The organism is Thiohalospira halophila DSM 15071 (genome assembly GCF_900112605.1).
GTDB classification, from domain to species: Bacteria; Pseudomonadota; Gammaproteobacteria; order Thiohalospirales; family Thiohalospiraceae; genus Thiohalospira; species Thiohalospira halophila.
In genome coordinates this window covers 1-16,026 of the sequence record NZ_FOMJ01000004.1, presented here as the reverse complement: position 1 = coordinate 16,026, position 16,026 = coordinate 1, and the positions used below count along the sequence as shown (strand labels likewise).

Sequence of the window (16,026 nt, the reverse complement as noted above, 5' to 3'; positions counted from 1 at the left end):
CGGACGACCTCGTGCAGCTGCTGCTGATGCTGCTCCCCTTCGTCGTCGGCGCGATCATCGCGCTGGCCGGTGTCATGGTGGGGGCGCTCTTCTACCATCGACTGCAGGCGCGGCGGGAGCGCCAGCGCTACCTGCGCGCCCAGGTCTCCGACCTGGTGGCCCAGGCCTACGAGGTGGAGTACTGGCTGCGCCAGCTCCGCTCCGCCCGGCTGCTCAACGGCCCGCCGCTGGAAGCCCCCAATCCCATGAAGCACGTGCGCACCATCGCCCAGCTGCATGTCCCGGAGCTGCGGCCGGAGGTGCGCAAGCTCGCCCGGGCGGTGGACGAGTTCGAGGAGTGGGTCAATGAGGGCGTCACCGAGAAGCGCAATACCCGCCAGGTCTCCGACGAGACCCTGGGCCGCTACGCCGAGGTCCACCGCGGCGTCCTTGACGCCATCACCGAGATCGCCAATCGCGGCCAGGACCTGATCCGGGAACCGTAGCCCGCCACCGGAGGAGATGCCATGAAGTGCGCCGTACTGCGCAGCGAGCGCCGTCAGGAGACCTACCTTTACGTCCCGCTGGATGACGAGGGCGAGCCCGACCTGGAGCAGGTCCCGGCGGCGCTCACCGACCACCTTGGCCGGCTGGAGACCGCCCTGGCGGAGCTGGACCTCGCCGGCCGCGAGCGGCTGGCCCGCGCCGATCCGAAGGCAGTGACCGAGGCGCTGGCGGAGAAGGGCTATTACCTCCAGACGCCGCCGCCCATCACCGAACTCATGGACCGCGCCGGGGAGGTCGCCGGCAAGGGCGACGAGTGACGGCGGCGGATGAGAGACGTCGCCCCGGCTCTGGGGTAGAATGCCCGATTCCCGATTTTCCGCACCACCCTTGAAACTCCGAACCAGGAAACGCTGAAACAGGGGGGCAACATGTCCGAAAAGCATCCCATCGTCGCGGTGACCGGCTCCTCCGGCGCCGGCACCACCACCGTCAAGCGTGCCTTCGAGCACATCTTTCACCGGGAAGACATCAAGCCGGCCGTCATCGAGGGGGACTCGTACCACCGCTACGAGCGCCAGGAGATGAAGCAGAAGATGGCCGAGGCCGAGAAGAACGGCGAGACCTTCAGCCACTTCGGCCCCGAGGCCAACGTCTTCGACAAGTTGGAGGAGACCTTCTCCAGCTACGCCCAGTCGGGTTCCTGCCAGCGCCGCTACTACCTCCACAGCGACGAGGAGGCGGCCGAGCACAACCAGCGCCTGGGCATCGACAAGGCGCCGGGCGAGTTTACCCCCTGGGAGGAGGTCGAGGCCGGGACCGACGCGCTCTTCTACGAGGGCCTGCACGGCCTGGTGAAGACCGATGATGGCGTCGACGTCTCCCAGCACGTGGACCTGGGCGTGGGCGTGGTGCCCATCGTCAACCTGGAGTGGATCCAGAAGATCCACCGGGACAACGCCGAGCGCGGCTACTCCGCCGAGGCCACCGTGGACACCATCCTCCGGCGGATGCCCGACTACATCAACTACATCACGCCGCAGTTCTCGCGCACCCACGTGAACTTCCAGCGCGTGCCCACCGTGGACACCTCCAACCCCTTTATCGCCCGGGACGTCCCCACCCCGGACGAGTCCATGGTGGTCTGCCGCTTCCGCGATCCGGAGACCCAGGACTTCCCCTATCTCCTGAACATGATCAACGGTTCCTTCATGTCGCGGCCCAACACCCTGGTGGTGCCGGGCGGCAAGATGGGCTTCGCCATGGAGCTCATCCTGACCCCCATGCTGCACGACATGATCCAGCGTAAGCGCAAGAAGGGCTGAGGCCCGACGAACGCCCCGCCTCGGCGGGGCCTCGCAAAGACGCCCGCACGGTTCGCCCGGCGGGCGTTTTTCGTGCGGGCCTAGCTCCCGCCCCGGGAGCTGCCCGCGCTGTCGCCGGTACCGCTCGGCTCGTACTCCACCCCGTGCTGGTGCAGGTAATCCCGGATCATCTGCCGGACTACCTGGGACGGCGTCAGGTCCTGTTCGGCGCACAGCTGCTCGAAGGCCCGCTTCTTCGCCGGATCGATGAGCAGGGTAAGGCGCGCGGTCTTCTTCTCCATCGGCATTCTCCAGTGTTATTAACATTGAATGTTAATAACACCCTCTCCCGCCCGCAATGCCGAGGATTGCCGGGTATTACATTAAATGTTAATGTCATTAACATACTTCCGGGCAATCCCCCCACTGCATGTCACGCCAACGATCGCCCCTCCCTCTGCCCAGCATCGCCACCGGCCTGCGCTTTGCCTGGCGGGAGGGGTACGGCCTCGCGGACCTGCGCCGGGATGCGATGGCGGGGCTGACCATCGGGACGGTGGCCGTGCCGCTGTCCATGGCCCTGGCCATCGCCACCGGCGTACCGCCTCAGCACGGCCTCTACACGGCCATCGTTGCCGGCGCCATCATCGCCCTGACCGGCGGCTCCCGGTTCAACGTCTCGGGGCCGACGGCGGCCTTCGTCGTGATCCTCTTCCCCATCGTCCAGGCGTACGGTCTGGGTGGCCTGCTACTGGCGACGATGATGGCCGGGGTCTTCCTCGTTGCCCTGGGCGCCACAGGCATGGGGCGCCTGGTCCAGTTCGTGCCCTACCCGGTGGTGCTCGGCTTCACGGCGGGGATCGCGGTGGTCATTGCCGTCCTGCAGGTCCCCGATTTCCTGGGGCTCGAGACCGGCCAGCTCGGCGAGCACTTCATCGAGAACGTGGGGGCAATCGTTACCTCGTTACCCACCCTCGACCCGCTGGAGCTGGGTGTGGGCCTCTTCGCCCTGGCCGTCATGCTCCTGTGGCCGCGCCTCAATACGCCCGTTCCCGCGCCCCTGGTGGGGCTCGTCGTTGGTGCCATCGCGGCGTACGCGGCCAACCGCTGGCTGGGTGGCCCGGGTGCCGACCTCGCCGTGGATACCATCGCGTCCCGCTTTTCCTGGGAGGCGAACGGCGAGACGGGTAGCGGGATCCCGCCGATCCCCCCGACCTTCATGGCGCCCTGGCGCCTGCCGGGTCCTGACGGGACCCCGCTGGAGATCGACTTTGCCCTGATCCGGGAACTCCTCGGACCGGCCCTGGCCATTGCCACCCTGGGCGCCATCGAGTCGCTGCTGTGTGCCGTGGTGGCCGACGGCCTGACCCGGACCCGCCACGACTCCAACGCGGAGCTGATCGGCCAGGGCCTGGGGAATGTCGCCGCTCCCCTGTTCGGCGGCATCACGGCTACGGCGGCCATCGCCCGGACGGCGACGAATATCCGCAGCGGGGCGCGCTCGCCGGTGGCGGCCCTGGTCCACGCCCTGGTGGTCCTGCTGGCGGTGGTGGCGTTCGCCGGACTCCTCGGCCTGGTGCCGCTGACGGCCCTCGCCGCCCTCCTGTTCATCGTCGCCTGGAACATGAGCGAGGCCCGCCACTTCGTGCAGACCCTGCGATCCGCGCCGCCCGGGGATGTGGCCATCCTGGTGATCTGTTTCGGCCTCACCGTGCTCTTCGACATGGTCGCGGCGGTCGCCGTCGGTATCGGTCTGGCGGCGGCGCTGTTCATCCGGCGAATGGCGCTGCTCACCGGGACCGAGCCGGTGGAGGGTGCCGATCATCCGGCGGTGGAGGGGCTCCCGGAGGAGGTGGCGGTCTACGACATCAACGGCCCGATGTTCTTCGGGGCCGCGGAGAAGGCGCTCACCTCCCTGCACCTGGTGGACCGCAACGTCCGGACGGTCATCGTCGACATGCACGATGTGCCGAGCATGGACGGCACGGCCATCGTCGCCCTGCAGTCGCTGGTGACCGATATGCGCCATGACGGCGTGGGCCTGATCCTGGTGGGCCTGCCGGCGCGGATCATCGCCAAGCTGCGCCGCGCCGGTATCCACAAGGTCGCCGGCTCGCTGACGCACTGCCGCGACCTGGAGCAGGCCAGGCAGGTGGCGCTGCGGTGGCAGCGTGAGCGGACGGTCAACCCGTCGGGCTAGCCGCCGAGGGCCACCACCCAGCCGGCCAGGAGGCCGGCGATGAAGGGCAGGGGGAGGGAGGCGGCCAGTCGGCGCAGGGTCAGGGGCCAGCCCAGCAGCGGCGCTTCGAAGATGAGCAGCCGATGGACCGCCAGCACCGACCAGCCGGTGATGAGCGCCACCAGCTGTGCCCGGCCGGCGCCGGCCCCCTCCAGCACGATGACCAGGGGGAAGGCGACCACCGGCCCGCCGGGGAGGATCCCGCCGAAGAGGCTGGCGATGGCGATCCCGGTCAGCCCCGACTCCGGCCCCAGCCAGTCGCTCACCGGCCCGGCGGGGACCAGGGGCGCGGCCAGGGAGGCCGCGACCACGGCCAGGGGCACGCGGACCAGTAGCCAGCGCAGCTGCTGCCAGCCCGCCGCCGCGGCCTCGCGGTGCTGGGCGGCCCCGCCACGGCGCTGGGCCAGGAAGGCCAGGATCCCCAGCACCGTGAAGACGCTGATGAAGGCGATGGCGATCACGTCGACCCCCGCTTGCGGGCCGGGTCCAGGCGGTCGGCCAGGATCCCGGCGACCAGGGGAAGGACCAGGGAGGCGGCCAGGCGCAGGAGGACGAAGTCGGCGCCCAGCAGCGGGATCTCCCAGACCAGCGCCCGCTGGATCCCCAGTACCGACCAGGAGGTGAGGTAGGCCACGCAGACGCCGAAGCCGGCGCCGGACTCCCACAGTGCGACCACCAGCGGGAAGGCGGCGAAGGGCCCGCCCGGGGTGAGGGCGCCGGCCATCGCCGCCAGGGTCAGCCCGCGCAGGCCGGAGCCGCGCCCCAGCCACCGCTCCATGGCATCCCGGGGCACCATGGTCTGCACGTAGCCGGAGATGAGTACCGCCGTGACCAAGATGGGGGCGATGAACAGCAGAAGCTCACCGGCCTCCCGCAGGGCACCCCCAACCGCCGGCCAGCCGTCGCGCTCCGCCAGCGTCCAGGCGGCCAGCGCCGCCACGCCGGCGAAGATGCCGTTGGTGGGATTGAAGACGACCCGCCAGCGGCTCTCGCGCCGGGTATCGCTCTCCCCGTCGTGCTGCGATTCGGTCTTCATGGCCCTCCTGACCCGGCCCGGCGACGGGCTACAATGGACTCACCATCCACCCATTATGGAAGACGAGGTATCCCCATGCGCCTCTGGCAACAGGGACTGCTCCACGCCTCCCGCTGGGCGGTGAAGGCCGCCCGCGAGGGGATCACGGTGCCCATCCCCCGCCGGATCCTCGCCCGACTGGCGGAGCGCGCGGACGACCCCTCCCTGGCCGATCTGCGCCTGGCGGTCCGCGACGGCGCGATCCTGGAGGTCACCGGGCGGAAAAAGGCCGGGGTCTGGGTCGACTTCCGGGCCCGTTTCCGCGTGGAGGCCCCGGCCGCCGGTGACCCGCCGCGCGCCCTGGTCCTGCGCCCCGAAGAGGTGCAGCCCTTCCTCGCCAAGGGGCCCATGCTCGCCGCCCTGGGCCAGCAGGCCGGGGCGCGGCGCGACGGCGATCGCGTGCGCATCGATCTGGACGAGGTCCTCCAGGGCCACGAGTGGCGGAAGAAGGTCCCCGACGCCCTGCGCGAGCGCCTGCGGATCGGCGGCGTGGAGAGCGCGGACGGCCAGCTGAAGCTCCGGCTGCAGATCTCCGCCGGCCGGCAGCGGCTGGCGGAGGAGTGAACGCCCGCTAGAGATTGATCCCGGCGTCCTCGATCTCCGGCAGCGCCGGCGATTCCCCGGCCGCCACCGCCCGCAGCCAGCGCAGCTCCTCGGCCCAGCCGGCCTCCCCGGCCGGGGTCTCCAGGAAGCCCGGGATATCCCGGGTACGGGGATCGGTGACCAGCCGGCGGAAGGCGTCTGCCCCGATATAACCCCGGCCGATGAGCTCGTGGCGGTCCTTGCGGGAGTCAAAGGGGACCTTGGAGTCGTTGAGGTGGAAGGCCACCAGCCGGTCCATCCCCAGCTCGCGGTGGAACTCCTCCCACATGGCCTCCCAGCCCTCCTCGGTATGCAGGGCGTAGCCGGCGGCGAAGGCGTGGGCGGTATCGATGCAGACGGCGAAGCGATCCGGCTCGAAGACCCGCTCGAGGATGGCGCGCAGCTCGGCGAAGCTCTTGCCCAGGGTGCTGCCCTGGCCGGCGACGTTCTCCAGCACCAGGGTCACGTCCCGCTTGTCCGGGTGGTTGGCGCAGACCTCGTCCAGCACCCCGGCGATATTGTCCAGCCCCGCCTCCTCGCCGGCGCCGGTGTGCGCCCCGGGGTGGAAGTTCAGGTACTCGATCCCCAGCTGGTGGCAGCGCTCCATCTCCGCCTCCAGCGCCCCCACGGTCTTGGCGCGCTTGTCCGGGTCCGGCGTGCCGGGATTCAGCAGATAGGAGGCGTGGCTCATCACCGCGCCGATGCCGTCGGCTGACCGGTGCTCGCGAAAGGCCTTCGCCTCCGCGTTGGTCACCGGCTTCGCCTTCCACTGACGCTGGTTACGGGTAAAGACCTGGATGCAGTCCGCACCGATGGCCTTGCCCCGATCCGGGGCGTTCTCGATGCCGCCAGCGGCGGAGACGTGGGCACCAAGCTGCATGGGGAACCTCCGTTGGATGTCCCCCTATTCTGACATACGCGACCCCGCGGAATGAGGGTGCGCTCCACAGGGTGGGGCTAAACGGCTGGCAGGCGAGGCATGGCACCCTGGCGTTCTCCCGAGGTTATGAGTAGAACGGTCCGCAAGCCCTCCGAATGGCACTTACCAGGAGTGTTCTCGCGGGTGGGAAAGCGAGTGGACCAAAACCGCAACGCAGGAGAGCGTTACGTGCGCAAGGACTTCGAAACCCCGGTGATCATCTACGAGGAAGCGGGCAGGGCCGTGGAGGTTCGGCTGGATCCGGATCAGGAGACCGTCTGGCTGTCGCTCAATCAATTGGGCGAAGTTTTCGGCCGCGACAAGTCCGTGATATCGCGCCACCTGAAGAACATCTTTGAGAGCAACGAACTGGAGCGGGGGTCAGTTGTTGCAAAAAGTGCAACAACTGCCGCCGACGGAAAGACTTACCAGGTGGGTACTACAACCTTTGAACGCTTTTTGACACCGGGGCCCTTACGAATGGCAGGGCCTCGGTGACTCGGTAGGGCTCGGCTGGCAACCGGACCTACCCCGGCGCCCCATCCACCCGCGGGCGCAGGAGCATGGGGGCGAGGCCGGCCAGCAGCAGGCCGAAAGCCGCCAGCCACAGGGCCTGGGCCGTGGCCATGGCCGGCACCCAGAGCTCGGGCGTGGCCAGCGGCGCGACCACCCGCACCAGGGCGGCGAGGCCAACCAGACCGAAGGCCAGCGCCGGCCAGCGGGGCGGGGCCAGGACGTCCCGGCCAGTGTGGCCCAGGGTCACGCGGACCATCATGCCGGCGGTCATGGTGGCGATGGCGCCGGCGCCGAAGGCATGCAGGGCCGGGGAGAGCGGCCAGCCCAGGGCGATCCCGGCGGCGTGGAGGGCGAGGCCGGCGATGATCCAGGCATAGCCGGCGTAGAGGACGGCCAGCAGCGGATGGGCCAGGATCCCGGGTCGGAACCAGCGCCCCCAGCGCAGGGCGTGGAGGAGCGCCAGTGCCCCGGCCGCCACGGCGGTGGCCTCGCCCCGGAGGGAGAGGATGGCCAGCACCCAGTAGACCACCATCAGCGCCAGGAGGGCCCGATCGAGCCGGGGGTGGTCCGCCGGCTCGTAGTCGCTCCCCAGGGCGCGCCGGGAGAAGAAGACCAGTACCCGCTGGACCACCACCAGCATCAGGGCGATGACCAGCAGCAGGCCGGAGACCAGCCCGGCCTGCTGCAGGGCCGGCATCCCGCCCAGCGCCCCGGTCAGCCAGAGGCCATGGCTGGCCCCAATCAGCGCCACCTTGGCCAGGACGCCGCTCTGTTGCCGGAGCTGGCCGGCCGCGATCACCGGCCGGGCGAGGGTGATTACCAACCCGATCAGGAAGGCCAGATCGGCCACGCCCGAGACCATCAGGCCCCACCCATCCAGCGCGGCGGTCAGGCGGCCCACCAGCCACAGCCCGGCCAGGGCCGCCAGCGGCCACCCCGTGGCCGTCTCCCGGCCGGTCCAGTTGCGCACCGCCGTGAGCAGGAAGCCGGCCACCATCGCCGGGGCGTACCCGAAGACCATCTCCCGCGCGTGCCAGCCGGTGGCCCCGCCGGGGAAGCCGGCCAGCAGACCGGGGTCGCGGTGGAGCAGCCACGCCCAGACGCCCATGGCGACCACGGCTTGGAGCAGCGCCAGGAGGAAGAAGGGGCGAAAGCCCAGGGCGAACAGGACGGGGAGTGGGTTCGACATGAGGTCAGTCTCTACCTGGATGGCGGCGAAGGACTTGATACGAGTCAAGTGGCCGGTTTCAGACCGTTCCCGATCAAGACCGCGCCGGTCATCGGTGGATTCCCGGGACCGGCTGGCGTGAAATGAGCGAACAATGACGACAATCGGGAGGAGTCATGAGCCAGCCAGCCCGCAACCCTCTGCGCCGCCTCATCGGCCCGGGCACCACGCGCCTGGGGCCGGCGGAGATCGCCGTCTCCCTGGCCGGTGCCCTGGTGGGCATCGCCGCGGTCCACGCCGTGAGCACCGCCATCCTGGGGCCGGAGGCGGCCCTGTTCATGGTGGCCTCCATGGGCGCGGCGGCGGTGCTCCTCTTCGGCGTGCCCCACGGCGCGCTCTCCCAGCCCTGGCCGGCCATCGGCGGCCAGGTGATCTCGGCGGCGGTGGGGGTGACCGCCGCCACCTGGATCCCGGACCCGGCGCTGGCGGCCGGGGTGGCCGTGGGCGGGGCCATCGCCGCCATGCAGATCGCCCGCTGCATCCACCCGCCCGGCGGGGCGACGGCGCTCATCGCCGTCATCGGCGGGGCAGAGGTCCACGCCCTGGGCTACGGCTACATCGTGGCCCCGGTGCTGCTGAACACCCTCATCCTCTTCACCATCGCCGTCGCCGCCAACTACCCCTTCGTCTGGCGCCGCTACCCCATCGGGCTGGCGCCGCCGGCCCAGGACCCGCCAGCGGCCCCCCTGGGCCATAACGACCTGACCGAGGCGGTGCGCGATCTCCACGTGGTGGTGGACATTACCCCGGACGAGCTGGATGCCCTGGCCCGCCGCGCGGTGGCCCGGGCCGCCGAGGACGAGGGAGGGACGCTGCCGGTGGGTCGCCGCCGGGTGGAGGCCGAGGCCGGCGAGGGCCTGACCATCCGCAAGCGCCACGGCGAGGGCGAGGAGGCCGGCGGCCGGGTGACCCTGAACGTCGTCGAGGGCGACGACGGCGGTGACAGCCGGTCCTGAACCGTGGCCTAATCCCTCCCGGGGAGTCAGGGAGGGCGGCATGCTTACAACCATCGACACCCGGGAGCTGGAACCGGGGATGTTCATCCACGACCTGAAGATGTCGTGGCTGAAGCACCCCTTCCTGCGCAGCCAGTTCCTGCTACGTAGCCAGGATGATATCGACCGGATCCGGGCCCTGGGGATCCGCGAGGTGGTCGTCGACACCGATCGGGCCGAGCGCCTGCCGGAGAACCCGGAGGAGCAGCGCGAGGAGACCGCGCGCCTCCAGGCCGAGCTGGACGCCCACCAGGCAGCCCACCCCCGGACGGACATCCTCCGCCAGCGCCGGGTGGAGGTGGACGAGGAGCTGGCGGCGGCGCGGCCGGTGCGGGAAGAGGCCACCGGCGTGGTGGAGAAGGTCATGCAGGATGTCCGGCTGGGTCGGCAGGTGGACCTGGCCCGGGTGGAGCCGGTGGCCGAGCGGATCATGGAGAGCATCTTCCGCAACCCCAACGCGCTGCTGAGCCTCGGCCAGATCCGCCGGGTGGACCACTACACCTTCGAGCACTCCATCTCCGTGGCCGTGCTCCTGGTCACCTACGCCCGGGCGCAGGAGCCGGACCCGGAGATCATCTACCAGCTCGGCCTCGGCGGCCTGCTCCACGACATCGGCAAGGCGCGCGTGCCCGAGGCCATCCTCACCAAGCCCGGCGCGCTGACCGAGAAGGAATACCAGGTCATGCAGGGCCACGTGACCCTGGGGCTGGAGATGGTGGGCGATCTGCCCGACCTGCCGGCCCCCACCCTGGAGGTCATCGCCCAGCACCACGAGCGGTGGGACGGCAGCGGCTACCCCAACGGCCTGCGCGAGGACGAGATCGGCCCCTACGGCCAGATGGCGGCGGTGGTGGATGTCTACGACGCCATCACCTCCGACCGCTGCTACCATCGCGGCGAGCACCCGACCCTGGTCCTGCGCCGCATGCTGGAATGGAGCCGCAGCCACTTCCGCGAGGAGGTGGTCCACCACTTCATCCAGTGCGTGGGAATCTATCCCGCCGGCACCCTGGTGCGCATGGAGAGCGGGCGGCTGGCGGTGGTCCTCGACCCCGGCGAGAAGATCCTCTATCCCACCGTGAAGGTCTTCTTCAACACCCATACCCACAGCCTGATCAAGCCGGAGGTCATCGACCTGGCCAATCCCGGCTTCCACGAGGACCACATCGCCGCCTACGAAGACCCCCGCAAGTGGGACTTCGACCTCAATCGGCTGCTGGGCTGAGGTACCCCCTCACTGGAGCCCCAGCCAGGCCTCGAAGTCGGCCCGGAACATGGGCCGGCCGGTGAAGAAGCCCTGGGCCCGCCCGCAGCCCAGCTCCCGGCACTTGTCCCGCTGCAGCTCGGTCTCGATGCCCTCGGCCACGGTATCCAGCCCGAGCTTGCCGGCCAGGGTCACCGAGGCGCCGACGATGGCCTCGCCCCAGGCATGGCCCAATCCCTGGATGAAGTGCTTGTCGATCTTGAGCTCGTCCACCGGGAGGTCCGCCAGGTAGGCCAGGGAGGAGTGGCCGGTGCCGAAGTCGTCCACGGAGATGCGGCTGCCCCGGCTGCGGAAGGCGGCCAGGGTGTTGATGCCCCGGTTGGGCTCCTCGATGATCCCGCTCTCGGTGACCTCGAAGCGGACCTGCTGCGGGTCCATGTTGGCGAAGCGGAAGTGGGCCATGAGGCGGTCCTGGAGGTCGGGATCGCGGAACAGGCCGGGGCTGAGGTTGATGGAGACGTCCCCGCCGAATCCGCGCTCCCGCCAGCTCGCCAGGTCCGCCAGCGCTTCCGCCACCACGGCCTCCGTGAGCGGGCCGATGAGGTGGCTCTGTTCGGCGAAGGGCATGAAGTCCCCCGGCGGGATGAGGCCCTCGCGGGGATGTTCCCAGCGGCAGAGCGCCTCTACGCCCGTGCACTCGCCGGTGGTCAGGTCCACCTGGGGCTGGTAGGCGACGCAGATCTCGTCGCCGTGCTCCAGCGCCTCGCCCAGGTCCACCAGCCGGCGGAAGCGCTGGCGGTCCCGCCGGTCCCAGCTGGTGTCGAAGATGGCGTAGCCACTGCGGGTCGTCCGCGCCTGGTGGGTGGCGAAGACCGCCGCGCGGACCCACTGGTCCAGGGTGTCGGCGTGGTGGGGGAAGTGGCCGACCCCCACCTGCGCCTCCAGCCGGTAGGGCGCCCCCTGCACCTCCAGCGGCTCCCGGCAGGCGTCCAGCAGGGCTCGCGCCACCCGGACCGCGCGCTGGTAGGGGATGTCCTGCAGCACCAGGGTAAACCGCCCCTGCATGATGTGATAGGGGCGTACACCCTCCGGGGCGGCGGCCTCCAGTCGCTCGCCGATGGCGCGCACCACCTCGTCGCGCTCCCGCGGCCCGAAGGTCCGCAGGGCGAAGTCGACGTTGTCGATATCCACCACCAGCAGGACCAGCGAGCCGCCCGTCGCCAGCGCCTGCTCCGCCAGCGGCTCGGTCTCGCGATAGAAGGCCTCGCGGTTGGCCAGCCCCGTCCGCGCGTCCCGGCGGATCGCCTCCGGCGAGGATTCGTCGGCCGCCATGGGCACCTCCCTGTGCATCCCGCTGAATGGAACAAACCTGACCAAATGACAGTTCAGGACCGGTCCGGTGTCAATGCGGCCGGCCCATTTCCGGCCGCTTGGTCCGGGGCCTGGCGGGCTCCCCTGTCGGGGAAGACCCGGGGTGCGTATCATTTCCGGCACCTGTCGCTAGCGAGATCGCGTGATGCGCCACCTCCTTGGCCCCATCTTCGGCCTGGAACTGGTCTTCGTCCTCCTCTGGAACTCCGGCTTCATCGGCGCCGAATACGGCCTGCCCTACGCCGGCCCCTGGACCCTGCTCTTCTGGCGCTACGTGGCGCTGGCCCTGCTGCTGGGCGGCTGGCTGGTGATCCGCCAGCGCATGACGTGGCCGGGCAACCGGGCGGTGAGCCATACCGCGCTGGTGGGCATCCTCGCCCACGGCGTCTGGCTGGGCTGCGTGCTGGTGGCGCTGGACATGGGCGTGCCGGCCGGCATCGTCGCCCTGGTCACGGCGCTGCAGCCGCTGCTCACCGGGGCGCTGGCTGGGCCGGTGCTCGGCGAGCACTCCGATCTGCGGCAGTGGATCGGGCTGGTCCTCGGCTTCGCCGGCGTGGTCATCGCCGTGGGGGCGCGCCTCTCCGGCGACGCCGTGACCCCGGCGCTGGGCTACCTCATCCCCTTCGGCTCCGTGGTGGCCATCACCATCGCCAGCCTCATGCAGCGCCACTGGGCGCGGGCCGGTACCTCCGAACCCCAGCCCCTGGATATCACGCTCTTCTACCAGAGCGTGGCCACCGCCCTGGCGCTGCTGCCCCTGGCCTGGCTGGTGGAGGACTTCGCCACCGACTGGACCGCCCCCTTCCTGGGCACCATGGCCTGGCTCATCGTCGCCGTCTCCCTGGGCGCCTACTGGTCCATGTGGCGCCTGCTGGGCCGGGACGAGGCCACCCGCGTGGCCAGCCTCTTCTACCTCAGCCCCCCGGTGACCATGGTCATGGCCTGGGCCGCCTTCGGCGACGGCCTCATCGCCACCGACATCCTCGGACTGGTCGTGGCCGGCCTGGGCGTGATGCTCGTCTACCGGGTGGGGTTCCGGCTGCGGCAGTCGTAACGGAATTCGTCGTCGCAGGCTTCGTCAGCGGCCAAGCTAGGCTTTTTGGCGCTCAACTACAAAAATTCCGCAAATAGTGTAGGGGAACAGTTAATGCGGAATCCAGTTGCTGGTGATAACAGGCTGCGGCAAATATGTCGCGCGTTTGTTCGATTCGCCGAACATTGGTTTGTGAAGAATTTTCTTCGTCCTGTGTTTTTTCTGATGCCGCCAAGCCTTGTTACATGGGCGACCATGAGAGAGGGGGTGCAATCAGAAATCACCCGGTTGTTTGGCAGTGAGGTTGCAGGATTTTTAGATGACTCCGCTCTGCTTGTTTTGATTGGCGCCTATTTGTATATAGTAATACTAAAAAGTATTTATGGCGCAATTGAGAATTACTCAAAACCGGGGAGGGAGCTTGGGCGAGACGATGTCCTTGCCATTTTGCACTCTGTCAACGTTGTTGTGGGCGACAAAATGAAGCGCTTTTGTAGAACCCTTGATTCGATCGGCAGACGCGAAGAAGTAAGTGCGCAGGATGTGTTTCAAAGTATCACGCAGCCCGATCAACAAATTGGACTCTTGGTGTCAGCTGTCCATGGCGCTTTTGATTTTATTGATAATACAGGCGCTTACTTCCGCGTGGGGCTCTTGACTGTTGAGGAGGGAAAGCCGATTGAATGGGCTCAATTCTACCCTCCTGAGCGACCACCAAGGGCATCCGAAAGCGACCTGGCACACCCAGGAAGCACTGTGATGAACAGCATTAGAAGCAAAAGGACAGTAATAGTCGAGGATATCAATAAGGAAGTTAAAAAAAGAAAAAAACAAGATAGGCGGTATCTAAAATTACACAATAGGGATGATGAACAGGGCTCACAGCTGTGCTATCCTGTTGTGGATCCGTCCACGAGAGAAGTCGTGCTTGTCCTAACCATTGCGGGAGACAAACAATGTTGCCTGCGAGAAAAGCATCTTGAGTTATATGAGTGGATTATCGACCATTACTCGGTTCGCCTTACGCTTGAGCACCGCTTGTACCTCTTAAGGGAGAAAACCTTATGAGCCACGAACAAAGTAAAAATAATATAAAAACAGAGAAAGAGTTCAAGTTCGCACTGGATCAGCAGGCAAAGAAAAGCGCCAGCCAATTGTCTGAACAGTCATTGCGCAAAGCTGTGAAAGATGATGCGCAGTTGTTTAATAAAAACAAAATGCCAAAAAGTTAATTTTGCGGTATAAAGTGTCAAGTCCCTGACAATTGGTCACTTGAACCGCGCCGCAACACCGAAGCCGTCAACGCCGGCAAAAAGGTAACCGTCACCGTCGCCGCCCCGAGTAGGCCGAACAGGACGATGGCGCCCACGCCGCGGTAGAGTTCGGTGCCCTCGCCGGGGATGAAGACCAGGGGCGAGAGGCCGAAGATCGTGGTCAGGGTGGTCATGGCGATGGGGCGCAGGCGCGTTCCCACCGCGTCCACCACCGCATCCCGGGCCGAGGCGGCCCCCTCCGCCAGGTTCCGGCGCGCCCCACCACCAGGATGGGACCGTTCACCACGGTGCCCGTGAGGATCAGGAAGCCGAGCATGGTGATCATGTCGAAGGGCTGATGGATGGGCTGCAGGCCCAGCAGTGGCAGCAGCGATCCCACTCCGTTCATCAGCGCCAGCGCCTCCCGGGCATCCCGGACCTTCCGATGGCGTGGCCGAAAGGCAGCGAAAGTGCCACGATGACCGCATGCCGAGGCGATTCACGTCCGCCAATCCCGCGCGCTGGGCGCTGCTGCTGGCGATTACCCTGGCCGGGCCTGCCGTTGCCGCCGACCGTGTCTGCTGCCGGGCCCTCCCGGTAGCCGGGGCGGAGCTCCATTCCCGCTTTGCCGCCAGTCTCTATGCCGGCCTGATGGTGGGGACCAGCGAGCGCCACGGCATGCACGTGGTCCGTGGCGGCTTTGCCGAGGCCGGCTACGGCCTCAACGGGGAGGGCCAACGGTTCACGCTGGGCTTCACCGAGAATGTCTCCCTCTACCGGGTGTTCAAGCTCGGACTCTCGCGGCTGGACTACCGCGATCGGGACTATACCGGGCTGACCCTCCAGCACGCACCGCGCGGGCCGATCTACTACCGCCTGGGTGCCTACGGCGGTGAGGCGGGTGGGGTGGGCACCCTGGCGGTGGGGGTCGGCTGGTGATGGCGGTGGCGTGGACCGAGCGGGTGCGGGAGGCGGGCTGGTTCGCCCTGATGGTCCTGGTCCACCCCCTGCACGCGGCCCTGACCTGGATGGCGCTGGTGGAGGGCGGTCTCGCCGAGCGGGTGGCCATCAACGTCTACCAGGTGCCGCCCCTGGCGCTGCTCAAGGGCATGCTCCTCATCGCCCTGTTCCGCTACGGCCTGTTCCGGCTGCTGGCCCGCCTGGTAGCCGGGCCGCGCAACGGGCTGGGGGCCACCTTCCTGCGCAACCACCGCTGGCTCCTGCCCTGCCTGCCCATCCCCTGGCTGCTCCTCCATCCCATCGAGCTGAACGTCTTCGGCTTCATCTACTTCCCCACCCTGATCCTGGCCGTCCTGCTCTTCGGCACGCTGGGCCTGGTCCTCAACCTGCGCACGCTCTGGCGGCACCGCGCCTTGCGGTCGTCATGGGCCACCCACCGCTAGAAGGGCTGCGGCTACCGGGTCCGGCCCCGATCCGGATTCTTGTACCCGAATCGCTTTATTGGGGCCCGGCCAGCCCCCGGTGGCTGTCAAGGAAGTTGGCACCTCGGCTCATGCGGCCTCTACTACCGGCTCTGGGTTCAAATGGACCGCCCCGATGGGGGTCCAGTCGCGTATCGGTCGGCTGCCCCAGCGCTCCGGCTTTGCGGCCCTGGCCTGCTGATAGCGGTGCTGCCGGCGCGCCAGGAGGCCTTCATCCCGGCCCCGATGCCGCTCGGCCGGCGTGACGTACCGGATGGCGCTGTGCCGGTGCTCCTGGTTGTACCAGGTCACGAAGTCCAGGACCCACTGTCGGGCGGCCTCCAGGTCGGCAAAGCCGTCCGGCGGATAGGTCGGCCGGTACTTCGCCGTCCGGAACAGCGCC

The 16,026-nt window shown here is 68.3% G+C and carries 20 protein-coding genes and 1 pseudogene; 13 read left to right on the top strand and 8 right to left on the bottom strand.

What is annotated here, in order from left to right; genetic code table 11:
- Nucleotides 1-11: 11 nt before the first annotated feature.
- From BM272_RS06845 to BM272_RS06835, 3 genes are all read left to right on the top strand, one after another.
- On the top strand, nt 12-485 hold the full coding sequence (locus BM272_RS06845) for a hypothetical protein (RefSeq protein WP_143613202.1): 474 nt from the start codon (nt 12-14) through the stop codon (nt 483-485).
- 21 nt (nt 486-506) lie between these two features.
- The gene (locus tag BM272_RS06840) at nt 507-803 is read left to right on the top strand and encodes a YcgL domain-containing protein (protein WP_093428031.1); all 297 of its coding nucleotides are present in this window, start codon (nt 507-509) and stop codon (nt 801-803) included.
- Nucleotides 804-914: 111 nt separating this feature from the next.
- Complete coding sequence (locus BM272_RS06835) at nt 915-1,808, top strand: phosphoribulokinase (protein ID WP_093428030.1); 894 nt, start codon at nt 915-917, stop codon at nt 1,806-1,808.
- A gap of 80 nt (nt 1,809-1,888) precedes the next feature.
- Here BM272_RS06835 and BM272_RS06830 read toward each other — a convergent pair whose 3' ends face one another.
- Nucleotides 1,889-2,089 (bottom strand): ribbon-helix-helix domain-containing protein, encoded by a 201-nt coding sequence (locus BM272_RS06830; protein WP_093428029.1) that lies wholly within the window; start codon nt 2,087-2,089, stop codon nt 1,889-1,891.
- 128 nt (nt 2,090-2,217) lie between these two features.
- Between BM272_RS06830 and dauA the strand changes: the two genes are divergently transcribed.
- Nucleotides 2,218-3,987 carry a C4-dicarboxylic acid transporter DauA gene (dauA, locus tag BM272_RS06825; RefSeq protein WP_093428028.1) on the top strand — a complete coding sequence of 590 codons (1,770 nt, stop codon included), beginning with the start codon at nt 2,218-2,220 and terminating at the stop codon, nt 3,985-3,987.
- Here the strand turns inward: dauA and BM272_RS06820 are convergent.
- Nucleotides 3,984-4,487 (bottom strand): hypothetical protein, encoded by a 504-nt coding sequence (locus BM272_RS06820; protein WP_240308054.1) that lies wholly within the window; start codon nt 4,485-4,487, stop codon nt 3,984-3,986. The genes dauA and BM272_RS06820 overlap by 4 nt on opposite strands.
- Nucleotides 4,484-5,062, bottom strand: coding sequence for a permease (locus BM272_RS06815; protein WP_093428027.1), 579 nt, complete (start codon nt 5,060-5,062; stop codon nt 4,484-4,486). Before BM272_RS06815 ends, BM272_RS06820 begins: the two co-directional genes overlap by 4 nt.
- A gap of 75 nt (nt 5,063-5,137) precedes the next feature.
- On the opposite strand from BM272_RS06815, the gene BM272_RS06810 reads away from it, so the two are divergent.
- Nucleotides 5,138-5,665: a hypothetical protein gene (locus BM272_RS06810; RefSeq protein WP_093428026.1), complete on the top strand. Its 528-nt coding sequence runs from the start codon at nt 5,138-5,140 to the stop codon at nt 5,663-5,665.
- Between the two features lie 7 nt (nt 5,666-5,672).
- On the opposite strand, the gene BM272_RS06805 is transcribed toward BM272_RS06810, so the two are convergent.
- Nucleotides 5,673-6,563: a deoxyribonuclease IV gene (locus BM272_RS06805; RefSeq protein ID WP_093428025.1), complete on the bottom strand. Its 891-nt coding sequence runs from the start codon at nt 6,561-6,563 to the stop codon at nt 5,673-5,675.
- Between the two features lie 228 nt (nt 6,564-6,791).
- Between BM272_RS06805 and BM272_RS06800 the strand changes: the two genes are divergently transcribed.
- The gene (locus BM272_RS06800) at nt 6,792-7,100 is read left to right on the top strand and encodes a virulence RhuM family protein (protein ID WP_240308053.1); all 309 of its coding nucleotides are present in this window, start codon (nt 6,792-6,794) and stop codon (nt 7,098-7,100) included.
- A gap of 28 nt (nt 7,101-7,128) precedes the next feature.
- Here BM272_RS06800 and BM272_RS06795 read toward each other — a convergent pair whose 3' ends face one another.
- The gene (locus BM272_RS06795; RefSeq protein ID WP_093428024.1) at nt 7,129-8,355 is read right to left on the bottom strand and encodes an NnrS family protein; all 1,227 of its coding nucleotides are present in this window, start codon (nt 8,353-8,355) and stop codon (nt 7,129-7,131) included.
- Between the two features lie 107 nt (nt 8,356-8,462).
- On the opposite strand from BM272_RS06795, the gene BM272_RS13875 reads away from it, so the two are divergent.
- On the top strand, nt 8,463-9,302 hold the full coding sequence (locus tag BM272_RS13875) for an HPP family protein (RefSeq protein ID WP_205407772.1): 840 nt from the start codon (nt 8,463-8,465) through the stop codon (nt 9,300-9,302).
- A gap of 40 nt (nt 9,303-9,342) precedes the next feature.
- Nucleotides 9,343-10,566: an HD-GYP domain-containing protein gene (locus BM272_RS06785; RefSeq protein WP_093428023.1), complete on the top strand. Its 1,224-nt coding sequence runs from the start codon at nt 9,343-9,345 to the stop codon at nt 10,564-10,566.
- A 9-nt stretch (nt 10,567-10,575) separates the two neighbouring features.
- Here the strand turns inward: BM272_RS06785 and BM272_RS06780 are convergent, their stop codons facing one another.
- Nucleotides 10,576-11,877, bottom strand: coding sequence for a putative bifunctional diguanylate cyclase/phosphodiesterase (locus BM272_RS06780; RefSeq protein ID WP_159433036.1), 1,302 nt, complete (start codon nt 11,875-11,877; stop codon nt 10,576-10,578).
- 184 nt (nt 11,878-12,061) lie between these two features.
- On the opposite strand from BM272_RS06780, the gene BM272_RS06775 reads away from it, so the two are divergent.
- Genes BM272_RS06775 through BM272_RS13765 form a run of 3 tightly spaced genes read left to right on the top strand, consistent with a single transcriptional unit; the run spans nt 12,062 to nt 14,181 of the window.
- Nucleotides 12,062-12,970: a DMT family transporter gene (locus BM272_RS06775; protein ID WP_093428021.1), complete on the top strand. Its 909-nt coding sequence runs from the start codon at nt 12,062-12,064 to the stop codon at nt 12,968-12,970.
- A 45-nt stretch (nt 12,971-13,015) separates the two neighbouring features.
- Nucleotides 13,016-14,017, top strand: coding sequence for a hypothetical protein (locus tag BM272_RS13555; RefSeq protein ID WP_143613200.1), 1,002 nt, complete (start codon nt 13,016-13,018; stop codon nt 14,015-14,017).
- Complete coding sequence (locus BM272_RS13765; protein ID WP_159433035.1) at nt 14,014-14,181, top strand: hypothetical protein; 168 nt, start codon at nt 14,014-14,016, stop codon at nt 14,179-14,181. Before BM272_RS13555 ends, BM272_RS13765 begins: the two co-directional genes overlap by 4 nt.
- 17 nt (nt 14,182-14,198) lie before the next feature.
- Here BM272_RS13765 and BM272_RS14230 read toward each other — a convergent pair.
- Nucleotides 14,199-14,620: pseudogene (locus BM272_RS14230) on the bottom strand (efflux RND transporter permease subunit); the annotation flags it as partial.
- A gap of 68 nt (nt 14,621-14,688) precedes the next feature.
- On the opposite strand from BM272_RS14230, the gene BM272_RS06765 reads away from it, so the two are divergent.
- Nucleotides 14,689-15,141 carry a hypothetical protein gene (locus BM272_RS06765; protein WP_093428020.1) on the top strand — a complete coding sequence of 151 codons (453 nt, stop codon included), beginning with the start codon at nt 14,689-14,691 and terminating at the stop codon, nt 15,139-15,141.
- Entirely contained in the window at nt 15,138-15,605 is a 468-nt protein-coding gene (locus tag BM272_RS06760) for a hypothetical protein (RefSeq protein ID WP_159433034.1), read from the top strand. The genes BM272_RS06765 and BM272_RS06760 overlap by 4 nt, the downstream gene beginning before the upstream one ends.
- A 108-nt stretch (nt 15,606-15,713) precedes the next feature.
- On the opposite strand, the gene BM272_RS06755 is transcribed toward BM272_RS06760, so the two are convergent.
- A partial coding sequence (locus BM272_RS06755; RefSeq protein WP_143613198.1) for an integrase core domain-containing protein occupies nt 15,714-16,026 on the bottom strand: 313 nt, incomplete at its 5' end.